Source organism: Aeromonas sp. SE22, assembly GCF_038739755.1.
In the GTDB taxonomy this organism is placed as follows: domain Bacteria; phylum Pseudomonadota; class Gammaproteobacteria; order Enterobacterales; family Aeromonadaceae; genus Aeromonas; species Aeromonas jandaei.
Window position 1 is genome coordinate 154,091 of record NZ_JBCGFD010000007.1, and the last position, 25,005, is coordinate 179,095.

The 25,005-nt window shown below is 60.1% G+C and carries 17 protein-coding genes; 7 read left to right on the top strand and 10 right to left on the bottom strand.

The features are described 5' to 3' along the window. Positions 1–277: 277 nt before the first annotated feature. The gene (locus AAHA39_RS13235; protein WP_042030191.1) at positions 278–904 is read left to right on the top strand and encodes a porin family protein; all 627 of its coding nucleotides are present in this window, start codon (positions 278–280) and stop codon (positions 902–904) included. Between the two features lie 71 nt (positions 905–975). Here the strand turns inward: AAHA39_RS13235 and AAHA39_RS13240 are convergent, their stop codons facing one another. Then, the gene (locus AAHA39_RS13240; protein ID WP_320655684.1) at positions 976–1,974 is read right to left on the bottom strand and encodes a sensor domain-containing diguanylate cyclase; all 999 of its coding nucleotides are present in this window, start codon (positions 1,972–1,974) and stop codon (positions 976–978) included. An 842-nt stretch (positions 1,975–2,816) separates the two neighbouring features. On the opposite strand from AAHA39_RS13240, the gene AAHA39_RS13245 reads away from it, so the two are divergent. Then, entirely contained in the window at positions 2,817–3,545 is a 729-nt protein-coding gene (locus tag AAHA39_RS13245; protein WP_342690018.1) for a hypothetical protein, read from the top strand. Between the two features lie 74 nt (positions 3,546–3,619). On the opposite strand, the gene recD is transcribed toward AAHA39_RS13245, so the two are convergent. The 6 genes from recD to AAHA39_RS13275 all read right to left on the bottom strand — a co-directional run bounded on the left by recD (position 3,620) and on the right by AAHA39_RS13275 (position 14,379). Then, complete coding sequence (gene recD / locus AAHA39_RS13250; RefSeq protein ID WP_320657357.1) at positions 3,620–5,683, bottom strand: exodeoxyribonuclease V subunit alpha; 2,064 nt, start codon at positions 5,681–5,683, stop codon at positions 3,620–3,622. Then, positions 5,680–9,288, bottom strand: coding sequence for an exodeoxyribonuclease V subunit beta (gene recB / locus AAHA39_RS13255; RefSeq protein ID WP_320657356.1), 3,609 nt, complete (start codon positions 9,286–9,288; stop codon positions 5,680–5,682). Before recB ends, recD begins: the two co-directional genes overlap by 4 nt. Further along, positions 9,288–12,641, bottom strand: a complete 3,354-nt coding sequence (gene recC / locus AAHA39_RS13260; RefSeq protein WP_320657355.1) for an exodeoxyribonuclease V subunit gamma — start codon at positions 12,639–12,641, stop codon at positions 9,288–9,290. The genes recB and recC overlap by 1 nt, the downstream gene beginning before the upstream one ends. Positions 12,642–12,898: 257 nt before the next feature. Further along, complete coding sequence (locus AAHA39_RS13265; RefSeq protein ID WP_041210053.1) at positions 12,899–13,291, bottom strand: DoxX family protein; 393 nt, start codon at positions 13,289–13,291, stop codon at positions 12,899–12,901. Between the two features lie 38 nt (positions 13,292–13,329). Next, positions 13,330–14,016, bottom strand: coding sequence for a pirin family protein (locus AAHA39_RS13270; protein ID WP_320657354.1), 687 nt, complete (start codon positions 14,014–14,016; stop codon positions 13,330–13,332). Between the two features lie 30 nt (positions 14,017–14,046). Beyond that, complete coding sequence (locus AAHA39_RS13275) at positions 14,047–14,379, bottom strand: hypothetical protein (protein WP_041210051.1); 333 nt, start codon at positions 14,377–14,379, stop codon at positions 14,047–14,049. 258 nt (positions 14,380–14,637) lie between these two features. Between AAHA39_RS13275 and AAHA39_RS13280 the strand changes: the two genes are divergently transcribed. Further along, positions 14,638–15,552 carry a LysR family transcriptional regulator gene (locus tag AAHA39_RS13280; protein WP_182926884.1) on the top strand — a complete coding sequence of 305 codons (915 nt, stop codon included), beginning with the start codon at positions 14,638–14,640 and terminating at the stop codon, positions 15,550–15,552. 100 nt (positions 15,553–15,652) lie between these two features. Then, complete coding sequence (locus tag AAHA39_RS13285) at positions 15,653–16,072, top strand: hypothetical protein (protein ID WP_139396016.1); 420 nt, start codon at positions 15,653–15,655, stop codon at positions 16,070–16,072. Between the two features lie 93 nt (positions 16,073–16,165). Here AAHA39_RS13285 and AAHA39_RS13290 read toward each other — a convergent pair whose 3' ends face one another. Then, the gene (locus AAHA39_RS13290) at positions 16,166–18,160 is read right to left on the bottom strand and encodes a methyl-accepting chemotaxis protein (RefSeq protein ID WP_320657353.1); all 1,995 of its coding nucleotides are present in this window, start codon (positions 18,158–18,160) and stop codon (positions 16,166–16,168) included. A 205-nt stretch (positions 18,161–18,365) separates the two neighbouring features. Then, the gene (locus tag AAHA39_RS13295) at positions 18,366–18,713 is read right to left on the bottom strand and encodes a hypothetical protein (RefSeq protein WP_182926880.1); all 348 of its coding nucleotides are present in this window, start codon (positions 18,711–18,713) and stop codon (positions 18,366–18,368) included. 198 nt (positions 18,714–18,911) lie between these two features. Between AAHA39_RS13295 and AAHA39_RS13300 the strand changes: the two genes are divergently transcribed. From AAHA39_RS13300 to AAHA39_RS13310, 3 genes are all read left to right on the top strand, one after another. Further along, positions 18,912–19,634, top strand: a complete 723-nt coding sequence (locus AAHA39_RS13300) for a response regulator (RefSeq protein WP_041210048.1) — start codon at positions 18,912–18,914, stop codon at positions 19,632–19,634. A gap of 33 nt (positions 19,635–19,667) precedes the next feature. Then, on the top strand, positions 19,668–21,029 hold the full coding sequence (locus AAHA39_RS13305; protein WP_320657359.1) for an ATP-binding protein: 1,362 nt from the start codon (positions 19,668–19,670) through the stop codon (positions 21,027–21,029). A 139-nt stretch (positions 21,030–21,168) separates the two neighbouring features. After that, positions 21,169–22,581, top strand: coding sequence for a transporter substrate-binding domain-containing diguanylate cyclase (locus AAHA39_RS13310; protein ID WP_320657352.1), 1,413 nt, complete (start codon positions 21,169–21,171; stop codon positions 22,579–22,581). Positions 22,582–22,626: 45 nt separating this feature from the next. Here the strand turns inward: AAHA39_RS13310 and AAHA39_RS13315 are convergent, their stop codons facing one another. Continuing rightward, positions 22,627–24,579, bottom strand: a complete 1,953-nt coding sequence (locus tag AAHA39_RS13315; protein ID WP_320657351.1) for a ligand-gated channel protein — start codon at positions 24,577–24,579, stop codon at positions 22,627–22,629. Positions 24,580–25,005: the final 426 nt, after the last annotated feature.

Sequence of the window (25,005 nt, forward strand, 5' to 3'; positions counted from 1 at the left end):
TCCGGCCGATCGGCCAGCAAATAGCCCGGTTACGGTTATTTCGTTTATTTTGGTAATTTATAAATAAAGTGATAGCTCTAAATTAATCATTAATTACCCAGTTATTGTTTATGCCGATTTTTATTTGCAGCAAATCACCGCTGGCACACGGGTTGTTATTGAAAAACGAGCTGACTATACTGCGCCGCCTCGAATACAGGAGTGCAGGAAATATTAATAACTTTCATGGATGAAAGAGTTCAATCACACGCAGTTCACACATCAGGACAGATAATCCATGAACAAGTTTAACAGTGCAGTTGCCCTCTCCCTGCTCGGTCTCACCCTCAGCGGCGCCGCGTGTGCCGAGGGCTGGTATCTCGGTCTGGATCTCACCACCTCCAAAATGGATCTGGATGGCGTGGCCCAGCGAGCGCACGACGCCAACATCATCGACGACCAGCTCGACGGTGGCAGCCTGATCGTCGGCTACCACCTCAACGACTGGCTGGCCATCGAAAGCGGTCTGCATGCCCAGCGCATGAGCCAGCTGATGTGGATCACCAGCCCGGGCCTGACCGGCTTCACCGACACCACCATCGATACCCGCAGCATCAGCCTGGCCGCCAAGCTGAGCCAGCCGCTGGCCTGGGGCTTCAGCGCCTACGCCAAGCCGGGCGTGGCTTACACCAGCACCGAAGTCGAGATGATCGGCAACGGCACCATCCTCGGCATGAGTGTTCAGGGTCGCCGCAGCGAGACCAAGGGCACCGTTCACCCCAATCTGGAAGTGGGCATCGACTACGCCTTCAACGACCATATCTCTGCGGGGATCGGTTACGAGCGCCAGTTCAACGCCATGACCCTGGGTGACGATCACTACTCCCTCGACACCCTCAAGCTGGGCATTCGCTACCACTTCTAAGGCGGCCGCGTTCCCATGCAAAAGGGCCGCAGGTTTCACGCCTGCGGCCCTTTCCATTTGCCGTCCCGCCCTCAGCAGATCCGGTTCTTGCCCTGCAGCTTGGCCTGATAGAGCGCCCGATCGGCACGCACCATCAGGCTCTCCTTCTGCTCATCCTGCTCATACTCCGCCAACCCGAAACTCAGGGTCGCCGGGCCGTGAGGGCAGATCGTCTCGCGCTGCAACAGCAGCTGGAACTTGCTCGCCACCAGCTGTGCCTCGGCATGGCGAGTATTGGGCAGCACCACCATAAACTCGTCACCGCCCCAGCGGGCCAGCAGATCGATCTCGCGAATATGGCGGCGGATCAGCGCCACTATGTTGATCAGGGTCTGATCCCCGGTGTGGTGGCCATAGCTGTCGTTGATCTGCTTGAAGTTGTCCACATCCATGGCGATCACCGAGAAAGGCTGATGGAAGCGCCGTGCCCGCTCGCACTCCAGCTGCAACGCCCGCTCCAGCCGATAACGGCTGGCGGCGCCGGTCAGCGCATCGGTCTCTGCCAGCAGGCGATTCTCGTCCACTTTGCGTTGCAACTCCTCGTTGAGCCGCGCCAGCTCGGCGGTGCGCTCGGCGATCAGCTGCTCCAGCGAGCTGTTGCGCCGCTCCAGTTGCTCCTGCAGCAGCTTGCTGGCGTGGATATTGCGATGGGCGCCGATCATCCGCGCCACCGAGCCATCGGGATTGCGGGCAATAATGTGGCCGCAATCCTCAATCCAGAGGTAATCGCCATCGCGGGTGCGGCAACGATACTCGGCGCGATACTCATGGGCGCTGCCATTGAGACAGAGATCGAACTTCGCCATCACCGCCGCAATGTCATCGGGATGGATCACGCTCTCCCAGGTAAAGACGGTATTGCCGAGGGAGTGCGGTTCATAGCCCAGCATCTGATACCAGCCGGGATTGCGATAGACAAAGCCGGTATTGGCATTCCAATCCCAGATGCCGTCGCTGATCACCTCCAGAATCCCGTGTACCACAGACTCGCTGAGGTCGGAGATCCTGACCGGATCACTCTCTTTGCGCATATGAGGTCATCCTCTCTTCTTGCCTGCGTCACTCTTGCTTGCCCACCAAACGGCGTTGTCGAGTCGGCGTGAAGCGCTACCTTGGCACACGGCGAAAATCCTGTCAGCCAGAATGCCACTCTCCCCCTGCTATCCGGTTATCGGCTGCTCGCTCTGCATGATAAATGGGCCGTTCAGGGCGTCAGCAAGTGTGGCTCAAGTGCAGCCCATTTGCAGACCAATACGCAGAGGCCGCCGTGATGGGGAACAGACGGAAGGGAAACAGGCAGAGCGTCTGCGCAGGGTGTAATAAGCGAAGCGCATTACACCTTTTGCCAGCTCAATATCAGCGGTGCAATTCACTTCGTTCTTTGCACCCTAGCGGATTTCACAAAGCGGGCGAAATGGGCATTGTGCCAACCTGTTCCCCTCACCCTGCCCTCTCCCGGAGGGAGAGGGGATAAAGCAGCATCGGAAATATGCTCACCAGCCGTGTAGGTTCGATTAGCGAAGCGTAATCGGACAGCGGTAACGGCATTACTCCCTTCTCCCGTTTATTAAAAAAGGAGGAGAAGGGTCGGGGATGAGGGGAAGGAAAAAAGAGATTTCGCGGTAAACGTTGGGCTTCGCTGCGCTCAGCTACAACCTAAACGATCGGTAGATTGGCGCTGAGCCTGCGAAGCCCAACATACGAGATACACGAAGTCGTAATCTACGACGTCGATGTGTTGTGGTGAGAAGATAAGTAAAAGATGCACAACATCTATGGATTCAAATAATACATTTCTTAAAAATCAATATTGGCTAATCATCAATGTTACCGTAGTATAGTCTGACCAAACTAATTTTAAATAGTGTTTAAAATGGAAAATATAGATGCTCAAAAATTATTAATATTTGCTACAATTTATGCACTTTTATTTTCTACTCTTTATTTATTGGGTTTTTGGTTGAATTTTAACATAAACCCATTTCACTTTATTAACACTTCAGATGTCATAAAAATTTCCGTATTACCGATGATTATCACATTTCTAATTGGCATCTTTGCAATTGGGCTAGGTAGATTGATTGCGGTAGCAACAACACTCAAGAAGGAAACTTTGGCAAGCCAAGAAACTAAAGAGCCGAAACGTAATCTGGCACTAATGTTTTGCCGTTCTATACAGATTTCTATTATTATATTATTTCTTTTTTCCACAATATTCGTGGACACATCAGCTTTTTGGCTTCTTTTATTGAATTTCATGATGATGGTTGCGATTGAGGTGGTTGGAAAATTACTTTATGAAAAACCATTTAAAATGGCAGCTTATTGTATCGCGATATTTATGGTTTCATTCTCATACATATACGGGAATAGCAGTGCCAAATCCATAAAATCCAGTACGGAATACATTTCAATAAATAATGAAAATAAAGGATTGGTTTATGTTGGCCTTATGGGTGATTATATTTTCCTATGGAATGAAAAATTAAAATCCGTTGATGTGATTAGACGGGAGTCAATTGATGAAATCCAATTTCCTGTATCGGAACCAAAACCTTTAATCTCTCTAAACTGGGCTAAAGTATCTCCTTATTTTAAATAGGTTGATATGGGACTGTGAATATATACATTATTTCCCAATTCGACGGCAGTAAATCCCTTTACCGCCGCCATCAATCACTCCCCCAACCTCTCCGCCAATCCGGAATAACGCTCGGTCTTTTTCCGTACCGCTTGGGCCAGCAGGGCGCGATCGCCGTAGAGATCGAGTTTCGCCTTGGCGCGGGTGATGCCGGTATAGATCAGCTCGCGGGTCAGCAGCGGGCTGGGGCTGTCGGGCAGCACCAGCACGGTATGGGCAAACTCCGAACCCTGGGATTTGTGGATGGTCATGGCGTAGACCGTCTCGTGGGGCGGCAAGCGGCTGGGCAGCAGAGCCCGCAGGGTGCCGTCCGGCTGCTCAAACCAGACCTTTAACCGGCCAGTTTCATCGGGCAGGCAGAGCCCCATATCGCCGTTGTAGAGGCCGACGCCGTGATCGTTGCGCACCACCATTACCGGGCGGCCGGCATACCAGTCGCCATCGCGGGCAATCAGGCCAGCCCGTGACAGGGCCAGTTCGAGCCGCTCGTTAAGCCCCAGCACGCCGAACGGGCCGTCGCGCAGGGCGCAGAGGATCTGGAAGCTGTTGAATGCCTTGAACACGGCGGCGGGATCTTCCCCCGCGCGGGCCGCCTGCAGATAGCTGCCGTAACCGGCCACCCCTTGGGCAATCAGGGCATCGTAGGCCTCCCCGGCCCAGGGGTGCAGGCTGATATCGGCGAATCCTGCGCCCCAGACTGATTCCACCGCCGCGGCATCGCCGCTGTTGCAGGCGCGCGCCAGCTGGCCGATGCCCGAATGCTGATCAAAGCGCCAGCTCTTGGCCAGCAGACAGAGGCTGTCGCGCACCGGAGCCCCCGCGGGCGTGCCCTGCAAGCGGTAGCCGGTCTGGCGGGAGAGCCAATCAGCCTGCGCCGGACTGATGCCCTGTTCAATAAAGCTGCAGATATCGCCGAGCACGGCCCCCGCCTCCACCGAGGCGAGCTGATCCTTGTCGCCGAGCAGGATCAGGCGGGCGTGGCTCGGCAACGCATCGAGCAGGCGCGCCATCATCGGCAGGTCAACCATGGAGGCCTCATCCACCACCAGCAAGTCGAGGTGCAGCGGGTTGCCCGCGTGGTGGCGGAACTGACTGCGCCCCGGAATGACCCCGAGCAACCGGTGCAGGGTGCCCGCTTCGGTGGGGATCGCTTCGACCCACTCGGGGGGCAGATCGAGGGCCTGCAGGGCAGAGCCGATACTCTCGGTGAGGCGCGCCGCCGCCTTGCCGGTGGGGGCCACCAGCCGGATCGCCGGGGCCTTGCCTGCTTGCAGGCCGGTCTCCACCAGAATGGCGAGCAGTTTGGCCACTGTGGTTGTCTTGCCGGTGCCGGGGCCGCCGGAGATCACCGCAAAGGGGCGCGCCGCCGCGGTGGCCGCTGCCAGTTTCTGGCCGTTGCAGCAGAGCGCCTCGGGCACCAGCGCATCCAGCTTGCTCAAGTCGCTCGCCGCCTGGGCGCTGGCGAGCAGCGCCTCGATGGCGGGCCAATCCACTTCATTGGGGAACACCAGATCGAGATACTTCTCGATAAAGTGGCGGGCCGAGAAGTCGGGGGCGAGGCGGGCTTTCAGCAGGGCCCCAAACACCAGCCCGTAGTCGCGGGCAAACAGCCGCGACAGGGCCGGGGCAATCTCCGGCCATTCGGCTCGCTCGCTCAGGGCGCGCAGATGGCGGGCCACCCCCAGTTCAAAATCGTGGTAGCGGGTGAGGTAGAGCCGCCCGTGCCACAGCCGCAGCGGCCAGCGCGGGGTTAGCCCGTCATCCTGCTCGGTGCCAACCAAGGGACTCTCTGCAAACAGGGCGGGCCAGCGGGCAGGAGCCGCCAGATCCCCCAGCAGATCCCGGCTCTGCTGGGGATCCAGCCCGAACGGTCGCAGGGATCCGGCAGTCAACATTTCAAGCGGCAGGCAGACATGGCCACGCCCCAGCTCGAAGCAGGTGAGCGCCGCCCCCAGCACCAGCTCGGGGCTGCCGCCAAGGTCTGCCACCAGCCGGGCAAATTGCAGATCCAGCTGGCGGATGCGGCCAGCCAGCGCCAGTGTTTTGAGCCGTTCAACCATCATTGCGCTGGCTGCGGTGCTGATCATGGTGCCGCTCATGCCTCTACCTCGTTTAATTCTGTTGATGAAACACCGCCAGAGCGATCACCGTTTCTAAACAACTCATCCAGCCCCAGCACCAGTTCACGGCTCGGGCGGGTATGGAAAATGCCCCCCTGCGGCATGCCGCGCAGGAACAGATAGAAAACGCCGCCAAAGTGCTGCTCGAAGTCGTAACCCGGCAGGCGCAGGGTGAGCAGCCGGTGCAGCGCCAGCGAGTAGAGCTGGTATTGCAGGTCGTAGCGGTGCTCGGCCATCGCCCGCTCCAGCGCCGAACGGCTGTAATCGGCGGGGCTCATGCCGAGATGGTTGGATTTGTAGTCGAGCAGATACCAGCGTCCCTGCCACTCGAACACCAGATCGATAAAGCCCTTGAGCATCCCCTGCACGGTGGCAAAGCTGAGCGGCTTGTTGCCCCGCGACAGCGGGTCGTGCTGCTGGCAGAGGGCGGTCAGCGCCGGTGCCGTCACCCGCCCCATGGGCAGGAAGAACTCCAGCTCCACCTGTTTGCGCTCGGCACTCAAGTCCCGCAGCCGCACCGGCTCGCCAAAGCCAGTCTCCAGCGGGGTATCCAGCACCGCCTCCACCTGCTGTTGCAGCACGGGAGCCCAGCTCTCGTCGAAGCCGTCCTGCGCCAGCAAGGTGGCGATATGCTCTGCCAGCAGCTCGCCCGCGGCGCTTTGAAAGTCGATGGTCTCGAACAGGCTGTGCAGCAGGGTGCCGGGGCGCGCCCCTTTCGGGAAGGTAAAGATGGAAGGCTGGGGTGCCTCCTCCGGTTGCTCGGCAGCCAGCGCGGCCGCCTCGGTCACTACCTCGTCATCGAAGCCGGGATTGGCGAGTACGCCCTTGCTGTGACCGTGACCCTGCGCCGCCAGCCCGGAGTAGGAGCTGATCCACCAGTCCCGCTCGAGGGAACCGCTAAAGTGGCGCACCTGCGGCTCGCCCAGCTGCTCCTCCTCTGGCGGCAGCGGGGCCGGACGGGTGAGCGAGGGCTCACCGACGGCCACCCCGGGCAGCGCCTGTGCCAGCTCGGTCAGCGCGGTCGCCAGCGTCTGTGCATCCCCCTCTTCGCCCTTTTGCAGCAGGTAACCGATGGCGGTGTGGTGCAGGTCGGTCTTCTCCGACTTGCCCGCCCCCGCCCGCACCGGCGCCAGCCCCAGCCAGGTGGCGTAGACACCCCGGGTCAGCGCCACATAGAGCAGCCGCAAATCTTCGGCAAGGCGCTCCCTGTCCGCTTCGGCGAGCGACGAGTCGGCGCCGGTCAGATCGAGAATGGTGCGATTGCCCGCCTCGTCCGCCTCGTGATAGAGCGGGGTCTCGGCGGTTCTGTGGCTGCAGATAAAGGGCAGGAACACCAGCGGATACTCCAGTCCCTTGGATTTGTGGATGGTGACGATCTGCACCAATTTCCGCTCGGATTCGAGCCGCAGTACCTGCTCCGCATCCTGCCCGTTGGGGCGGCTCACCGCCTCCCCCAGCCAGCGCAGCAGGGCATATTCCCCGTCCAGCTCGCTGCTCACCTGTTGCAGCAGCTCGCCAAGATGGAGGAAGTTGGTCAGCCGCCGCTCGCCATAGGGGCTCGCCAACAGCGAAGAGGCGAGATTGCGCCGGTGCAGCAGGGCCCGCAGCATCGCCAGCACGCCGCGGCGATGCCAGATCTTGCGGTACTCCATAAACTCCTGCACCGCGCTCTCCCACGCCCGCTCGTCGCTGGCCAACCCATCGAGCGCCTTGGCATCGAGGTCAAACAGGCCGGTGGCGAGCGCCGCCCGCAGGCTGCGCTCTTCGCTCGGGTTCTGGCAGGCGTGCAGAATCAGCAGGATCTCCCGCGCCTCCGTCTGCTCCAGCACGCTCTCGCGGTTCGACAGATAGACGGAGGCGATGGCGAGCCGCGCCAGCTCCTGCTGCACCAGCTTGCCCTCGGCGCCGGTGCGCACCAGCACGGCGATATCCCCGGCCTTCACCGCCTGATCGCCTATCTTCGCCTTGCCCTCGCGGGCCAGGGTCAGCAGACGATGGATCTCGGCGGCGGTGGCGCGGGCCATCTTGCTCTGGTAATCCCCCCGATTGAAGGTGGGCTGGCCGGTCAGCTGCCAGCAGTGGAGCACCGGCGCGGTGGCGCCATCGAGCAGCAGCGCCTTGCTCTTGCCCTGCGCCTCCACCGGCAGGAAGGGGATATCCGCTTCGTAGATAAAGGGATCTTTCGCCCGCTCGAACAGGCCGTTGACCGCCCCCACCAGCGCACTGCTTGAGCGCCAGTTGCGCCCGAGGGTGTAGTGGGCGCTCACATTTCGCCGCGCCTGAATGTAGGTAAAGATGTCGGCGCCGCGAAAGCCGTAGATGGCCTGCTTGGGGTCGCCGATCATCAAGAGCGCTGTGTCGCTATGGCCGCCGTAGAGGCGATGGAAGATGCGGTACTGCTGGGGATCGGTATCCTGAAATTCGTCGATCATCGCCACCCGGTAGGTGGCGCGAATGCGCTCGCAGAGCCGCTCGCCAAGGCTGGAACCGAGCGCACCGTCGAGGTCTTTGAGCAGGTCATCGAACGAGAGCTGATGAGCCTGCCGCTTGCTGGCCTGCATCCGGCTGCGCACTACTTTGGCGGCCCGTTGCAGGATCAGATCCCGAATACCGGGACGGCTGGCCAGCAGTTCATCGATCTGGCTGAACAGCGGCAGGGTCGGCACTGTCCCCCCCTTCTTGAGGTTCTCCTCCAGCACCGTCTGGCCGAAGCGCTCCAGCTCCTTGGGAATGGCGTAGCCACTGCCTTCGTCCTGTGCCCAGTCAGCTATCTTGGCAAGCCACCCTTCGTAGTTCTTGCCGGTGTAGCGGCTGATCTGGCCGTCGGTCTGGCGGCGGATCTCGTCCGTCTGCGCCAGCCATTCGCTCTTCACCGCCGCGATGCGGCTCATGGCCGCCTGATGGCGGGCGGCGAGGGTCTCGTCCCCCAAGGCTGGGTGGATCTCCAGCTCGCTGTTGTCGAGCCAGCTGCCCATCTCCCGCAGCAGGACGGCGGGGCTCGGCCAGAGCGCGCGCACCGCGCTGGCGAGGGCTTTATCCACCGGATAGAACTCGGCGCGCCAGTAGTCGCTCACCGCCTGCAGCCTGAGCTGGCTGTCGTCGGTAAGAAATTCGGTTTCAAAGAGGGCTCCAGACTCGAAGGCGTTCTGCTTGAGCATCCGCTGGCAGAAGCCGTGGATGGTAAAGACCGCCGCCTCATCCATCTGCCGCTCGGCAGCCAGCAGGCGACGGGCCGCCAGTTCGTGATCCTCCACCTCGTCCAGCAGTTGGGCCAGCAAGTCATCCTTGCTCTCACCGCGCATAAAGGCGAGCCGCGCCTCGTGAATGCGGGCGCGGATCCGCCCGCGCAGCTCGGCGGTGGCCGCTTCGGTAAAGGTCACCACCAGAATTTCGGTCACCGAGAGGGGCCGCTCGTGGGCGCTCGGCTGACCGGCATCGGCCCCCTCTTCGATGAGCGGGCCGTGGCCCAGCAGCAGGCGCAGGTAGAGACCGGCGATGGTGTAGGTCTTGCCGGTACCGGCGGAGGCTTCGATCAGTCGTTCACCATGGAGGGGAAAACGCAATGTATTGAGCGGGTTAGCCATTATTTCAGCTCCTCCAGGGTATTGAGCAGCGGGGTCAGGTGTTCGCGAGCCAGCGCCTGCAACTGCCCCAGCACCTCGTCATCGAGTTCGGGGAAGCAGCGGGCGACGTAAGCGTCTTGCCCCTCCCCATTGATCATCCAGCCGCCGTTGAAACGGGTGAGGGCCGCCTTGTCGGCCGCCTCCGGCTTGTCGGGATCCTTCTCGATCGCCTTGAGCCAATCCCATGCGGTGTTGGGGAAGAAGGGCAGCGGCCGCTTCATCCCCTGCGCCCAGCACGCCACCAGCGCCGCCAGCTTGGGCCGCGCCTCGTCGGCAGCGAGCTTGGCTAACCGCAGACTCTGTTTGGCATCGAACAGCAGGGTGTCGCCGGGGACGTCGCTCAATGAGAGGCAGAGGTGCTGGATCCAGCCCAGCAGCAGATCCTTGCCGTTGAAGCTGCCGGGTTTGACCACCAGCAAACGCCCCTTCTGGGTGTCGATCCACCCTTGCAGCTGGCCCTGAGTGAGGGAGATATCGATCTCCACCGCCTGCTTTTCTGACTCATTGGCCGCAACCCATGGCCGCAGCCGATCCGCCAGCTTGCCCATCTCGGCATCCAGATCGTCCAGCAGCAGGCTGCCGAACCACCCTTGCGGCAACAGGCCGGTGAGCTGCAACCGCTCGCGACGCTCGGTACTTTCACCTTCCGCCAGATGGGCATCGAGCAGCAGATCTTTCAGCTGATAATGTTGCAGGCCATCCAGCTCGAACGGCTCGCTGTCCTCGATGTTGGCTTCGTTCAGTTCAAACCACACCTTGAGGCGACGGTTGAGGAAATATTTGGTGGGCTGGCGATAGAAGCGCAGCAGCTCCGCCAGCTCCAGCCCCTGCTCCTTGCCCCATTCGGGCGGGAGAGGCAGCTCGCCGCTCTGGAAGTTGGCCGCGCCGCGCACCGGATTGAGAGCGGGCAGCCAGTCGGCGGCATAGGTAAAGAGGCGCGAACCCGCCTCCGGGTAGAAGTAGTTGCGGCTGTAGGGGGTGAGCGGGTGCGCCACCATCAGGTGGTTGAGCAGCCGCTTGCCGGAGGTTTCGTCATCGAGATCCTCATCCCCCGCCAGCACAAAGCCCTGCCGCACATAGTCGATCAGCTCCGCCAGCAGGACCGACGGCACCTTGTCGCTGTTGTCCTGCGCGCTGAAGCCCTGATAGCTGATATAGAGCCCCTGCTGGGCACTCAGCAACGCCTCGAGGAAGAGGTAGCGGTCATCATCGCGACGGGAGCGATCCCCACGCCGCGACGCTACCGCCATCAGGTCGAACCCCATGGGGGCCAGGGTACGCGGGTAGACGCCATCGTTCATGCCGAGCAGGCAGACCTGCTTGAAGGGGATGGAGCGCATCGGCATCAGGGTGCAGAAGTTCACCTGACCGGCGAGGAAACGCTGGCTGGAGCGGGACTCTCCCAGCACGCTGCCGAGATAATCCTGCAACAAGTCGGCGGTGATGGGCTGCTCGAAACGGGCCTCGCCGAGCCGGGTCTGCCACTCGACCAGCTGGCTGCGAATAAGCTGAAGCTGACGCTCTTCATCCTCGTCGGCCAGATAGAAGCGCTCCAGCAGCGCCAGCAGGCAGGCGTTCCACTCGGCCAGCGGCTGCGCCTGTTGCAGGCGGGGCAAAAACTCGGCCAGCGAGTCGACAAACCAGGCTAGCTTGCCGAGTGCCAGCCCCTGCTGACCCTCGATATCGGCGTAGGGCAGAATGCCCGCCACCGGCTCGCCATCCCCCATGGCAAAGCCGAGCAGCATGCGACGCAGGCCGAACAGCCAGCTGTTGCCGGACATGGGCGGCAGATCGAAGCGGACAGGGTAGCCGTCGTCCAGACCCCAGCGGATGCCGGTCTCCTGCACCCAGACCCGCAGCTGGTTGAACTCGTCGTCATCCAGCTCGAAGCGGCGCAGCACGGCGGGCACCTCGAGAATGGCGAGCAGCTCCCCTGCCCCGAAGCGGGCATTGGGCAGCCTGAGCAGGGCGAGGAAGCTTTGCAGCAGCGGGCTCTCCTGACTCGCCGCCCGATCCGAGACCGCAAACGGGATCTGACCGCGCGCGCCAAACACCGCCTGAATGTAGGGGCCGTAGCTGTTCACATCCGGCATCATCACCACCACATCTTTCGGGGTGAGGGTCGGGTCCTGCTCGAACAGCGCCAGCAGCCGGTCGTGCAGCACCTCGAGTTCGCGCATCGGGCCGTGGCAGGCATGGATCTGCAAGGATCCATCCGCCGGATCGATGGGGCTCTTGTGATGGCTGCTGTCGAGATCGAACTGACCTGCGCCCCGTTCGGCCAGCTCCAGCACATCCTTCTGGATGGCGCGCAGCAGGCTGACATTGCCTTTGCCATCCACCTCGTCGATATCGACGAAGGCCTCGATTTGCGGCACCTCCAGCTCCATCAGCTGATGCAGGTAGTCGCGCCCCAGCTTGCCCATGGAGGCGAGCAGCGGGTTGGCGGGGCCCTGCAACGTCTCGATATCGGTGCCGGGTTTGAGCTTGTTCTCCAGCCGAGCCAATGTCTTGCGATCCAGCAGATCTCCCCAGTAGTAGCGGCAGGGGTTGGTGACGAACAGGTGCACCTCCACCTCAGGCCGACTGCCGAGGGCCAGCAGCGCCTCCACATAGCGCGGCGGCAGCGCCGAGATGCCAAACACGAAGACCCGCTGCGGCAGCTTGCCCGGCAGTTCGGCGGTGCGCTCCAGCTCGTGGATAAACTCCTCGTAGAGGTTGGCGCGGTGGTAGCCACTCGGAGAGAGCGCCAGGGTGCGGGCCACCAGCTCACGCCACAGCTCCGGCTGCCAATCCTGACCGCTCACCCCGGCCAGCTCCTGACTCAATCCTTCCCCCTCTTCCCAACGGGCGATCCAGTCCGGCCGGTAGACCAGATACTGGTCAAAGAGATCCGCCACCTTCTGGCAGAGCTGCCATAACCGCACCTGCTCGGGATCCCTGGCGGGATCCTCGTCCTCTCCACCGCCCAGATAGGCGGCGAGCGGGGCAAAGGCAGGGCGATCGAGCAGGGCGGGCAGAATGGTCATCAGCTGCCAGCTCATGGATCCCTTGTTGTAGGGGCTCTGGCGCGGTACATCCGCCAGCACCCGGGTGAACATCTCCCAGATAAAGCTGGCGGGCAGCGGAAAGTCGATATTGGCGGCGATGCCGAACGCTTTGGCCAGCTCCAGCTTGAGCCACTGGGCCATACCCGGACTCTGCACCAAGATCTGCTCCCGATCGAAGGGGTGAGAGAGAGGGGCCTGCCGGATGCGGCTCACCAGCAGCTCTTTGAGCAGATCCAGCTGATTGGAGTGGTAGAGGGTAAACATGAGCAATTCCCGCCTGTGGATGAGAGGGGGCGAGGGAAAAGGCGAGCCATTTCCGTCACTTCACAAGAGAGGGAATTGTCAGGGATCGGGGGATAAGATGCAAAAGGCACTTGTGGCCAGCAGGCGGGCAAACCGCTGAACCATGAGGGGCGCCGCAGATTTGTGCAGCAGCCTCACCGACCCGGAAAACGCAGACAGAAAAAAGCCGGTGCAGGGCACCGGCCAAAAGGCATTGGAAAACTCAAACTGACTGGCTGTTACCAGTTTTTGCCGAGACGGGCATCCACACTGAAAGCCCCTGCTCCGGCCGCCGCCAGCGCCAGGAAACCACCGGCGACGGAGACGTTCTTCATAAACATCAGCATCTGCATCTGTTCGGCAGGCTGATAGTGGAAAATAAAGGCGGCCATCAGGGTGAAACCGGCCATCAGCACCGACAGGCTGCGGGTAAAGAGACCCAGCATGATGGCGAGGCCACCACCCAACTCAAGCAGGATCACCAGCGGCAGGATAAAACCCGGCACCCCCATCGCTTCCATATAGCCCTGGGTGCCGGCGTAACCACCGATCTTGCCCCAGCCCGCAATCACGAACATCAGCGCCAGCAGTACACGACCCGCCAGCAGCGCTACATCTTTCATCTTGTCCATTTCACTTTCCTCGTCTATCTCGTATCGCCACTGACCAATCAGGGCAGGTCAAATAACAGGGCCTGAGTGGCACTTGTCGCAACCAACTCCCACCGGTATTCATCACGACTGAGTACCCCGTCGCCGGGTCGGGCAGCCAGACCGTTTGCGGTCAACTCCCCTGAAATCATCTGCAGGTAACCGTGTCGGCCAGCCAGTGCCCAGTCGAGCGTCTCGCCCGGGGCCAGTTCCAGCCGCCATACGCGGGCCTGTTGGCGGATCCGCAGCGATCCTGCCTCACCATCCGGTGACGCCACCAGCGTCATGCCCGGTCTGGACTCGATCTTCTTCTGCTGATATCCGGGTGGCGTGCCGAACTCGTTCGGCTCGATCCAGATCTGCAACAGAGAGAGGGGTTCCGTCTGCGAGGGGTTGTATTCGCTGTGACGGATCCCGCTGCCTGCGCTCATCAGCTGGAAATCCCCTGCCGGGATCTGCTCGACATGGCCGAGGCTGTCCTTGTGCTCTATGGTGCCTTGCAGCACACAAGTGAGGATCTCCATATTGGCGTGAGGATGGGTGGCGAATCCGCCACCCGGCGCAACCAGATCCTGATTGATCACCCGCAGCACCGAGTGTCCCATCCACTCCGGGTCATAGTAGTGACCGAAGGAGAAGCTGTGGCGTGCGTCCAGCCAGCCGAAGTTGGCCTTGCCTCGCGCCTCTGCGGCTCTCAATTTCATCATGGTGTGCTCCTCATCTATCCGGGGTTCGGTTTAGCGATCTTTGCCACCGCCGAGACCGAACGGAATGCGATACTCGCTGCTCTCGCCAGCCAGGCTGACAGTCAGGTTGCCCTGGGTACGACCCGGGATCTTCACCTGCTGGGTGCCCATCAGGTTGGCGTGGACCGATGCCAACAGATCGCCAGACTCGTCGCGCACTTCCAGCATCGGGTTGGCTTTGCCATCCAGCGCTGCGGTGGAGTGCCACTTCACAAACAGCACACCCGGGGTGGCGTTGAAGTCAGCCGGTACGGCGGCGTGGGCGAAACCTGTGGTCATCAGGCCTGCAACGGCCAGCATCTTGATTACGTTTTTCATGTTCATTCACTCTCTTGTTTTATATGTCATTGCCAAGGCCAGCTCGGCCAGAATCAATGCATCCATGCAAGAGGTCATTCAAATAGTGTGTTGTTCTTTCACCGACATCAGACATGCCGATTTGGCCTGTCACAGTGCGGAACTTCCCGCATATTTGGCCGCCAGACGTTCCTGCCTAAGCGATGATTGAATATTAAAGGTGCTTGGCTTAACTTGTTAGCGAGATAATCTGGCGAACATATTCAAAAAAATTGAAGGTGAAAGATGGCCAAGGAGTCGAACAAGGAACGCGCACTCACCCTGGAGGCAATCCGGGTGCTGGATGCCATCGACCGCCGTGGCAGCTTCGCGGCGGCGGCCGACGAGCTGGGCAAGGTACCCTCGGCATTGAGCTACACGGTGCAAAAGCTGGAAGATGAACTGGATGCCATGTTGTTCGACCGCAGCGGCCACCGCACCAAGTTCACCCCGGCGGGGCGCATGCTGCTGGAGCGCGGGCGGGTGCTGCTGGAGGCAGCCGAGCATCTGGTGGGCGAGACCCGGGCGCTGGCCCGCGGCTGGGAAACCGACATCACCATCGCCGTCGATGCGCTGGTGCCCTTGCAGGCACTCTACCCCTTGGTGGATCGACTGGCCGAGCAGACCGATACCCGGCTCAGACTGCGCGCCGAAGTGCTGGCGGGCAGCTGGGAGTGTCTGGAGGATGGCCGCGCCGACCTGCTCATCTCCTCCCTCAACCCGGATATCGTGATGACCGGCATCAAGCATCAGGTGCTGAAAGAGGAGGTGATGCTCTATGTCGCCCACCCCGACCACCCTCTCCATCAGGAGCCGGAGCCCCTCGCCGACGAGACCCTGCGACGCTATCGCGCCATCGCCGTCGCCGATACCGCCCTGCGCAAGCCGGTGCTCACCTACCGCCTGCTCGACAAGCAGCCGCGCCTCACCGTCAGCACCATGGCGGAGAAGCGCGACGCCCTGCTGGCCGGGCTAGGCATCGGCACCATGCCGCAGAGCTGGATTGAGGAGGACATCAAGGCTGGTCGGCTCAAGGTGATCAGCCCCGAGTACCGCCATCAGCTGCAGGTGGTGCTGGCCTGGCGCCGCGATACCATGGGCAAGGCCAAGAGCTGGCTGGTGCGGGAGATCCCGAAACTGTTTGTAGCTGGTGAAAAATGAGACACAGTTAACAGATGACTCAATTACATGCCTCACTTGACACCCAGATGTTTTATTGGTTCCATAGCCGCCTCATTTGAACCAATGGAATCTGTAGAAAATGAAAAAGACTTTGCTGGTAGCCCTCACCTCCCTGCCCCTTTTTGCCCATGCAGGCCTGATGGACTCATTGACCGACAGCGTCACCAGCAGTGTAAAAGATGCGGCCAACACTGCCGTATCCGGTGCCGTGGACAGCGCATCCAACGAAGCCATCAAGAAAGCTCTGGATATCAAGGAAGGTGGCTCCAACAAGCAGGCTATCAAAGAGAAACTGGGCGCACCTGCTACCACCAAGACCGAATCCGGTCTGGAAGTATGGACCTATGATCTGGATGCCCTGAAAAAGGCCTCTCCGCTGCTGGCAGAGACCACCAAAACTCTGCTGAAAGATACCGACGCCGCCAAAAAGAACGTCGTTATCAAGTTCGAAGGCGAGACCGTCAAGAAAGTAGACCTGACCGACAAGGCTCAGGGCTAAGTTCGCTCGTCCGGTGGGCAGGGCTGTGCGCCCGCACCGATACGGATAGCAAGAGGGGGAGCACCTGGCTCCCCCTCTTTCATTATCGGTTTGTTACACCTTGAAGCGATGCACCAACGCCACCAGCTGGCGATTGGACTCCAGCAGGGTGGCCGAACTCTGTTCGGTATTCTGACCGTTATCCACCAGCAGATTGACCATGTCGCGGATGGTGACCATGTTGCGGTTGATCTCTTCGGTCACTCGACTCTGCTCCTCTGCCGCAGTCGCAATCTGGGTACCCAGATCGTTGATCTGCACCACGGCATTCGCCATCTTGTCGAGCCCGCCAGTCACCTGCTCGGTATTCTCGGTCGCAGCCTGGCAGCTCTGCTTGGTGTGCTCCATGGCCACAACGGCCTCCGCCACCCCCTGCGTCAACCGGGAGAGCATGCTCCCCACCTCGGCAGTGCTGTTCTGGGTTCTTGCCGCCAGTGCGCGCACTTCATCGGCAACCACGGCAAAACCACGCCCCTGCTCACCAGCTCGCGCCGCCTCGATGGCCGCATTGAGTGCCAACAGGTTGGTCTGGGCAGCAATATCACCGATCACACTGAGTACACTGCTGATCTGGCGGGCATCTTCCTGCATCCCCAGCACCTTGGTCGCGGCAAGATCCACTTCATCGATCAGCGCAGCCACACTGGCAGAGGCCTGACCCACCACCTTGCGGGACTGAATCGCCTGACCATTGGCCGACTCGGTAAAGCTGGCGGAGTCGCTCGCGTGGCACGCCACGCTGTCGGCGGTGGAACTGAGTTCAGTCAGGGCGGTGACCACCTGATCGGTCTCGGCGGCATGCTCACCGAGAATGCGTCTGGCCTGGCCCGTCTGTTGGTCAAGCTGCGCCAATTCACGGGTAATCAACTCGGTTGTTTCGGTCACCTGCAACATCATCTGCTGCAGATAGGCGATAAAGCGGTTCACCGATTGGGCGATATGGTCCAGCTCATCGCGCCCCTTGACCCGGATCCGGGCTGTCAGGTCCGCATCACCAGCTGAAAGCGCATCGATGTTCTGCTTGAGGGTGTCGAGTCGACTGCCCAGCTGCTTGATAGCCATCAACATCAGCGCAAACAACAGCACCACTAGCGGTAGCTGGATCGCTGCCAGCGTCTTGAGCACCTCCTGACTGTCGTGGGTCAGGGTACTGGTCGGCAGCGCCGCAGCAAGCAACCATGGAGTGCCTTCGATGGGTTGCATCAGCAATGTCTGCTCTTCACCCAGATCCTGAAAGGTAGTGCGCTGCAACGCGGTACCGTTACCCGCCCCTAGCAGGCTGGCGATGGCGCTGGCAAAGGGATAGTCCCCGTGAGATGAGAGGTTGCCCAGCACCACATCCCCGGTCAAACGGCCATTCTTGCTGAGGATCTTGCCGTCGGCCTCGACGATCATCACCTGACCACCGATCTCCTGCTCTTTCTTGGCAACCAGATCATTGAAGAAACCCAGCGTCACATCGATGGTGGAAACCCCGTAGAGGGAACCGTCACGATAGATCCCCATGGCACAGTTGGTTCGCGGCTGTTGGCTGGCACCATCCTTGTAAGCCGCCGCCCAGGCACACATGCCTTTCGCCGCCTGCTGCCCGGCTCGGTGCCAGGGCTGCTCGAAATAGTTGGGGGCCTCGGCCGAGTTCCAGTAGGTATTGGGGATCAGCTTGTTGGCACCATCCCGATGAAAGAAGGAACTGAACTTGATTCGACCGGCCTCCCGCTGCTCAGGCATCGGCCAGATACCGCCACCAAACACCATGGCATTGCCATATTGATCGATCAGAGCAGGCAGAACGGTATCGATCTGCTCGCTCGGCAGCTGGGCGACCAGCTGGGTGATACTGCGTGACTGGCTCTGCACCCCGTTGAGCTGATCGCGAATGTCGGTTGCGATCTCGCTGACCCGCAGCACCAGATTCTGCTCACCCGCCCGCTGCAGCTCGGGCTTGACCCATAACTGGATGCCGATAACGGTCAGCACACAGACCGCCACCATGAATCCCAGAAAAACGGCGGTATATCGCCCCTTGATTGTCCCCAGATTCCAACCCATACCCTCTCCTGTTTACGGCCACTGCTCGGTGCAGCTTGTTATATGAGCGGGCATTATCTTGCAATTCGCTCACGGCGCGTTTGCCATCGCTCACATAAGCGACAACCTGATAAGGATTCGAGCGAAAATGGATCGATATGATCACAAAAAGGGTGGCCTCGGCCACCCTTTGGTTTGTCAGTTTAGTGTGAAACTGCAGGAGCTGTTACTGATTCGCTTCGGCAAACTTCTTCATCGCCTCTGCGTGTTTGGTCATACCATCGGCACGCTCGTTGAGGTTCTTGATGAACTCTGCTTTTTTGGCCGGATCCTGAATGCGATCATAGCGTTGCTTCAGGTTGGCTTCGATCTGTTCCGGCGTCATATCCTTCATGCGCGCCATCTTGTCGTGACGGCCACCGTGGTGTTTGCCGCCCATCATGCCGCCATCCATCGGGCAATCCACCATGGCACCGGGCTCGGGAGCCGGGGCAGTTTGCGTGGCTGCATAGGCACCGATCGGCAGGCCAAGGATCAGGGTGGCGGTCATCAGAGTTTTGGTCAGTTTTTTCATGGTCTATCTCCTGTCGGATGATTCGGGTTCGGCTCTCTCGCCTTGCCCTCAAGTAAACACCCGACCGGTGTCTGAACTTTGCCAGCATCGCCCTTTTTTGTAGCAGAGTGTGGCATCAGGCGGATCTGGCACACTTTGACACAAACCGCGCAGCGTATTTTCGTATACTCGTGCCAACGCCAAGCAGGGGAGGTATTCATGAATCAGGGCAGCACCCACATTCTGGTGGTCGACGACCACAGTGAGATCCGCGATCTCTTGAAGCGCTTTCTGGAACAGCACGGCCTGCGGGTCAGCTGCGCCCGGGATGGCAAGGAGATGAAACGGCTGCTGGAGGAGCGGGAGTTCGATCTGCTGGTACTGGATCTGATGATGCCGGGCGAGGACGGTCTGACCCTCTGCCGCGAACTGCGCGCCAAATCGAGCCTGCCCATCATCATGCTCACCGCCATGGGGGAAGAGACCGACCGCATCATAGGGCTGGAGATGGGAGCCGATGACTATCTGGCCAAACCCTTCAACCCGCGCGAATTGTTGGCGCGGATCAAGGCGGTGATGCGCCGCACCCAGGCGGATAACCAACCCGCCGCCGAGACCCTGACCCGGGATCTGCGCTTCGATCGCTGGCTGCTCGATATCAATCGCCGCGAGCTAGTCGATGAGGATGGGGTGGGCCTGAGCCTCTCCACCGCCGAGTTCGATCTGCTCAAGGTGTTTCTGGAACGCCCGCAGCGGGTACTGAGCCGGGATCAACTGCTGGATCTGGCCCGTGGTCGCGAGGCAGTCGCCTTCGATCGCGCCATCGACACCCTGGTGAGCCGGCTGCGCCGCAAACTGGAGCGGGATCCCAAGAATCCGGAGCTGATCAAGACCATCTGGGGTGGCGGTTATATGTTCTCGGCCGATGTGACGCAGGTATAAGCGGTGAATGCACTGAAACGGCTATGGGCTCGCATGTGGCCCAAGGGGCTGACCGGCCAGATCATTCTGGTGGCGCTGGCGGGCTTGATCCTGATCCAGCTGCTCAGCATCCAGATCTACCGCTCGGATCGGGAGGAGGCTCTCGGCTTCGTCAATAGCCGCAACGCGATGCAGCGGATCATCTCGGTGGTGCGGCTGCTCTCCCTCTCTCCCCCCTCGCTCTACGACGAGATCCTCAAGGCGAGCCGCAGCGAAACCCTGCTGCTGCGAATTGAAGACGAGCCGATGCAACCCGACAACCGCAGCCCCCGCTTCGAGCAGCTGGTGCGCTCGCGCCTAGGCTATCCCCCCACGCTCACTATCGAGATCAGTGCCGAGCTGAAAGAGGATGCCCAGCGCAGCAAGGCGTGGGAGCACCATGCCCGCATGATGCGGGATCGCAAGGGGCCGCCGCCACCGCGGGACATGCGGCTCTACGGATCCATCGAACTGCCACAGGGTGGCTGGCTGCAGTTCAGCTCGCTGGTCGACAAGGAGGCCGGCAGCTGGTCATGGCAAACCACCTTCAACCTGATGCTGGTCGCCAGTCTGGTGATCGGGCTGATGGTGCTGCTGTTTCGTCGCGCCACCCGCCCCCTCAAGCAACTGGCAGGCAACGCCGAACGACTGGGGCGCGGGGAAGATATCGAGCCCCTGAAAGAGGAGGGGCCGACCGAGATCCGCGAATCTATTCAGGCCTTCAACCGGATGCACACCCGGCTCGACCGCTTCGTGCAGGACCGAACCCGGATGTTGGCCGCCATCTCCCACGATCTGCGCACCCCCATCACCAGCCTGCGCCTGCGCAGCGAGTTTCTGGCCGATGGCGAGGACAAGGATCGCATCCAGCAGACCCTGCAACAGATGGAGCAGATGCTGGCCGCCACCCTCAGCTTTGCCCGCGAAGAGGGGCAACAGGAGGCTACTCGGGAACTGGATCTGGTCAGCCTTTTGGTCAGTCTGTGCGATGACTATGCCGATACCGGCCAGCCGGTTACCTGTCTGGCGGAAGGAAAAGAGGTCTACGCCTGCCGCGCCAACACCCTGCGCCGGGTACTGCAGAACCTCATCGGCAACGCAATCAAATACGCTGGCAGCGCCGAGGTCTCGCTGGAACGCACCCGCAGCGAGCTGTTGATCCGGGTCTGCGACCACGGCCCGGGGATTGACCCGGCTCGACTGGAGGATGTGTTCAAGCCGTTCGTGCGGCTCGACGAGGCGCGCAATACCGAGTCCGGCAGCGTTGGGCTGGGCCTCTCCATCGCCCGCACTCTGGTACATCAACACGGCGGTGAGCTCACCCTGCTCAATCGGCCAGAGGGCGGACTGGAGGCAAAAATCAGCCTGCCGCTGTAAGCCGTCACGGTATGAGTCCTGCTCGTTACGGCAATGCTGCCATCATGTAAACTTCATCGCCAGATCGCTTGTTCTTCCTCGTTGAAGGCAGTAATAATCGGCGTCTACAGACAGTGGCTGGCAATGGATTGGAGCAGGGATGGCTTCTTCTCGGATTGGACAAGCGTTCAGGGCAGGGTGCGGTTTTCTGCTGCTCATTATTGCCCTGCACGCCTCGGGAAAAGAGCCTGAAAGGCCCCTCGTCATCACCAACTCCAAGGCGTGGCAGCCCTTCTCCTATATCAATGAGTCGGGCCAGCCAGATGGCCTGTTGATCGACCTCTGGCGCGAATATGCTCGCGTCACCGGTCAGAAGATCGAATTCCGGCTGGTCGACTGGCAACACTCCCTCGATCTGCTGCACGAAGGGAAGGCCGATGTGCATGCCGGTCTGCTCTGGTCACCGGAGCGAGACAAGCTGTTCGACTATGGCCTGCCCCTCGCCCAGCTCGACTCCCAGCTCTTCTTCTCCAACGAGCTGCGTGGCACCGATGTCCACTACTACCTGCTCCATGAGACCGTCGGCGTCGTCGCTGGCGGTTATGAAGAGTACTACGCCAGGCGCTACTTCCCGGGCACCAAACTGCAGACCTTCGATGACAACGACACCCTGCTGGCAGCGGCCTTTCGGGGCGATATAAAGGCCTTTATCGCCGATCTGCAGGTCGCCAACTTCTACATCTATACCTCGGCAGATCCGACCCGCTTCATTCCGGTGCGCCACCTCTATACCGACCAGATCCGCTTTGCCGTCAAGAAAGGGGATCTCGCCCTGCTGGCCAAGCTCGAAGAGGGATTCGCCAGGATAAAGGAGAGTGACCGGGAGCGGATCATCCGCAAATGGATGCATGTCGAGACCGTCTACCCCATCCATCTCGGCCCATGGCTACTGCTGGCCGCGGGTCTCATCATGGTGGCCTATATCGTGCAGCTGCGCCGGGCCGTCGCCAATCGCACGGCAGAGCTGAGCCGCGCCAATGCCCGGCTCGAAAAGCTGGCCAGCACAGATCCGCTGACGGGCCTCCTCAACCGGCGTGCCTTTATCCCGTCACTGGAGCAGCAGCTGACCAGCGGCACCCCCTGCGCTCTGCTGCTGTTCGACGTGGATCATTTCAAGGAGACCAACGATAAATTCGGCCACAACGTGGGCGACAAACTGCTGGAAAAACTGGCCGAAAGCATAGCCGTCATCTTGCCGGAGCAGAGTCTGTTTGCACGCATTGGCGGTGAGGAGTTTTGCGTCCTGCTGCCGAGCGATAACCTGCAGGCGACCGGATTGTGGGCGGCATGCCTCTGTCAGGAAGCCAATAAAGAGCGGCTGGAGACCACACTGGGTGAGGTCACCCTCTCCATCAGCACAGGAGCAGTCTGGATTTCAGCCGGGGAGAGTATCGACACCGATCAGCTGCTGCGACAGGCAGACCAGCTGATGTATCAAGCCAAAGCCAATGGCCGCAACACCTGGCAAGCGGCGCCATATCAGGCGACCGCCTACCCGATCAATGCCCAATAAAAACGGCCGCCATCGGATGATGGCGGCCGTGAGGCATTATGTCTGTCAGAAGTTGTAGGTGACACCCAGATTGTAGCGGCGACCATCCAGCACTGTGCCATAGCTGCTGTAATCCACCGTCTTGTCGAACAGGTTGTAGACCCCGGCGGTCAGATCGAGATGCTTGTTGGCCTTGTAGACCAGCCCCATGTCAAAGAAGGTATAGGAGGGTGTCCCCTCCGCCATCTTGACCCGGCTCAGGTACTCGGAGGTCTCGCCACGGAAGTTGACTCGCGACCAGAGGCTGAGATCCTCGGTGGTCTGCCAGTCAACGCTGCCGTTGACCATGTGGCGTGGCATCTGGTTGAGGGCATTACCCGCCAGCGGGCCACTCTTCTGCTCGGACTGGGTAAAGGTATAGCTGCCGCTGACCGACCACTTGTCGTTGATCGCCCAATCCATCATGCTCTCGACGCCACGCATGTTAGCCTTGTCGACGTTGACCCGATCACTGATGAAGTCATAGCTGTGGCCATTGAGAGTACAGGCCGGATCGCTCTTGCTGGTGCAGCGACGAACTTCGGAGATCTTGTTCTTGAAGTCGGTGTTGAACAGGGTCACCCCGGCATTGAAGCCCTGATGGCCATTCCACAGCAGGCCGATCTCTTCACTCACGCTGGTCTCGGGTTTGAGCTCCGGGTTGCCAACCAGCATCCCATCCAGACTGCCACCGCCGGTAACCTGACCCCAGTTGGCCGCAGACATCCGCAAGTCCGGCGAGCGATAACCGGTCGATACACCCCCTTTCAGTGTCCAGCTATCACCCAGATGCCAGACACCGTAGAGGCGCGGGCTCCAGTGAGAGCCGTAGTTCTGATCCCGATCCATGCGGGCGCCCCCTGTCAGGGCAAAGCTGTCAGTGAGTGACCACTCATCCTCGACAAACATCGCCCAGCTCCAGCGGGTAAGCTGCTCGGCAGGGTTGGCCACTTTCAGGTTATTACCCTGATCATGCAGATCCTCATAGCGATACTGACCACCAACGCTCAGGTAGTGATTCCCCAGAATGAACTGGGTGTGGGTATCGGCGATGGTGTTGGTGAGCTCCATCTTGCGGCCGGGGTTGGTGTTGGTCTCCTGCTGCAGATAGCTGCTGGAAGAGCCGAAATCATACTGGCCATCATGGGTCAGCGCATAGTTGGTGCGCTCATAACGGTTAAGGCTATCCTTCGCCTTGGCATCCAGCGAGTTGCCTGCCGTGCGATCCCGATCCTGCAAGCTGCGGCTGGCTTCCAGATCGAAGCGGTTGTGATCGTCAGGCTTGAAGCTGAGCACGGCAGTACCGCTGCGGGTCTCCTGCTCGGCAAAGCCCTGGGTAAACTTATCCTCGCCACGATGGGCCAGCTGACCATTGAAGCGCAGTCCCAACACGCCATCGATCAGTGAACCTGCGGTATAGGCATCGGTCTGGAAGCTGTTGCCGGAATCCTTGTTCTCCTGGAAGGTCGAATCAGCATGAACCGAGCCCTGCCAAGCCAGACCTGTGGTCTTGCGGGTTATCACGTTAATCACGCCGCCCATGGCATCGGAACCATAACGGGATGACATGGGGCCACGCACGACCTCAATCCGCTCAATAGCCTGTAGCGGTGGTAACCAGCCCTGCTCGATACCGGGTCCATCGCTATTGGGGCGAGTACCACGGCTATCCACCTTTTTGCCATCAACCAGCATCAGGGTGTATTTCGAGCCCATACCGCGAATGCTGATATCACTGCTGCTGCCACCACCGGTCACCACCACACCGGGAACATCCTTCAGGGCGTCAGTCACATCGCGATAGGCGCGCTTCTCCAGCTGTTCGCGAGTAATGACGGAGATAGAGGCAGCGGAATCCTCGATTTTTTGCTGGAAACCCGAGGCGGTGACAACCATCACTTCCTGTTCGGAAGCTAGGGCGTGAATAGAGAGAAGAGAACCGATCAGCAAGGCAAGCTTGCTTGGTTGTATTGTTGTCATGATTTGGCCTGAACGTTTCAAGTAGGAAAGTGGCGTATTCCCTTACTTCACTCGTTACAAGACCCGGCCTCCTGCCGGGGACGGTGATTAATAAATGCTTATTTGAAACGCAACTTATTAATCGGTCTGGATTGTAACGACCAGGACAAGATCAATCAAACAATAATCATTATCATTTATGTGATTACAGTTAAACCTGCTCAGATGCGAAGCATCAGGCAAGATGGTTTATAACATCATGATTTGTAATGATAAGTTTACTTATAGGAGAGATTGGCAGGAGCAGGTTGCAAACCTGTGCGGATAACAACAGACCAGATGCCTGGATTTCAGGCAATAAAAAACCCCGCTCGATGAGCGGGGTTTCTTGTATTGGGTGCCTGGCAGTGTCCTACTCTCGCATGGCGAATGCCACACTACCATCGG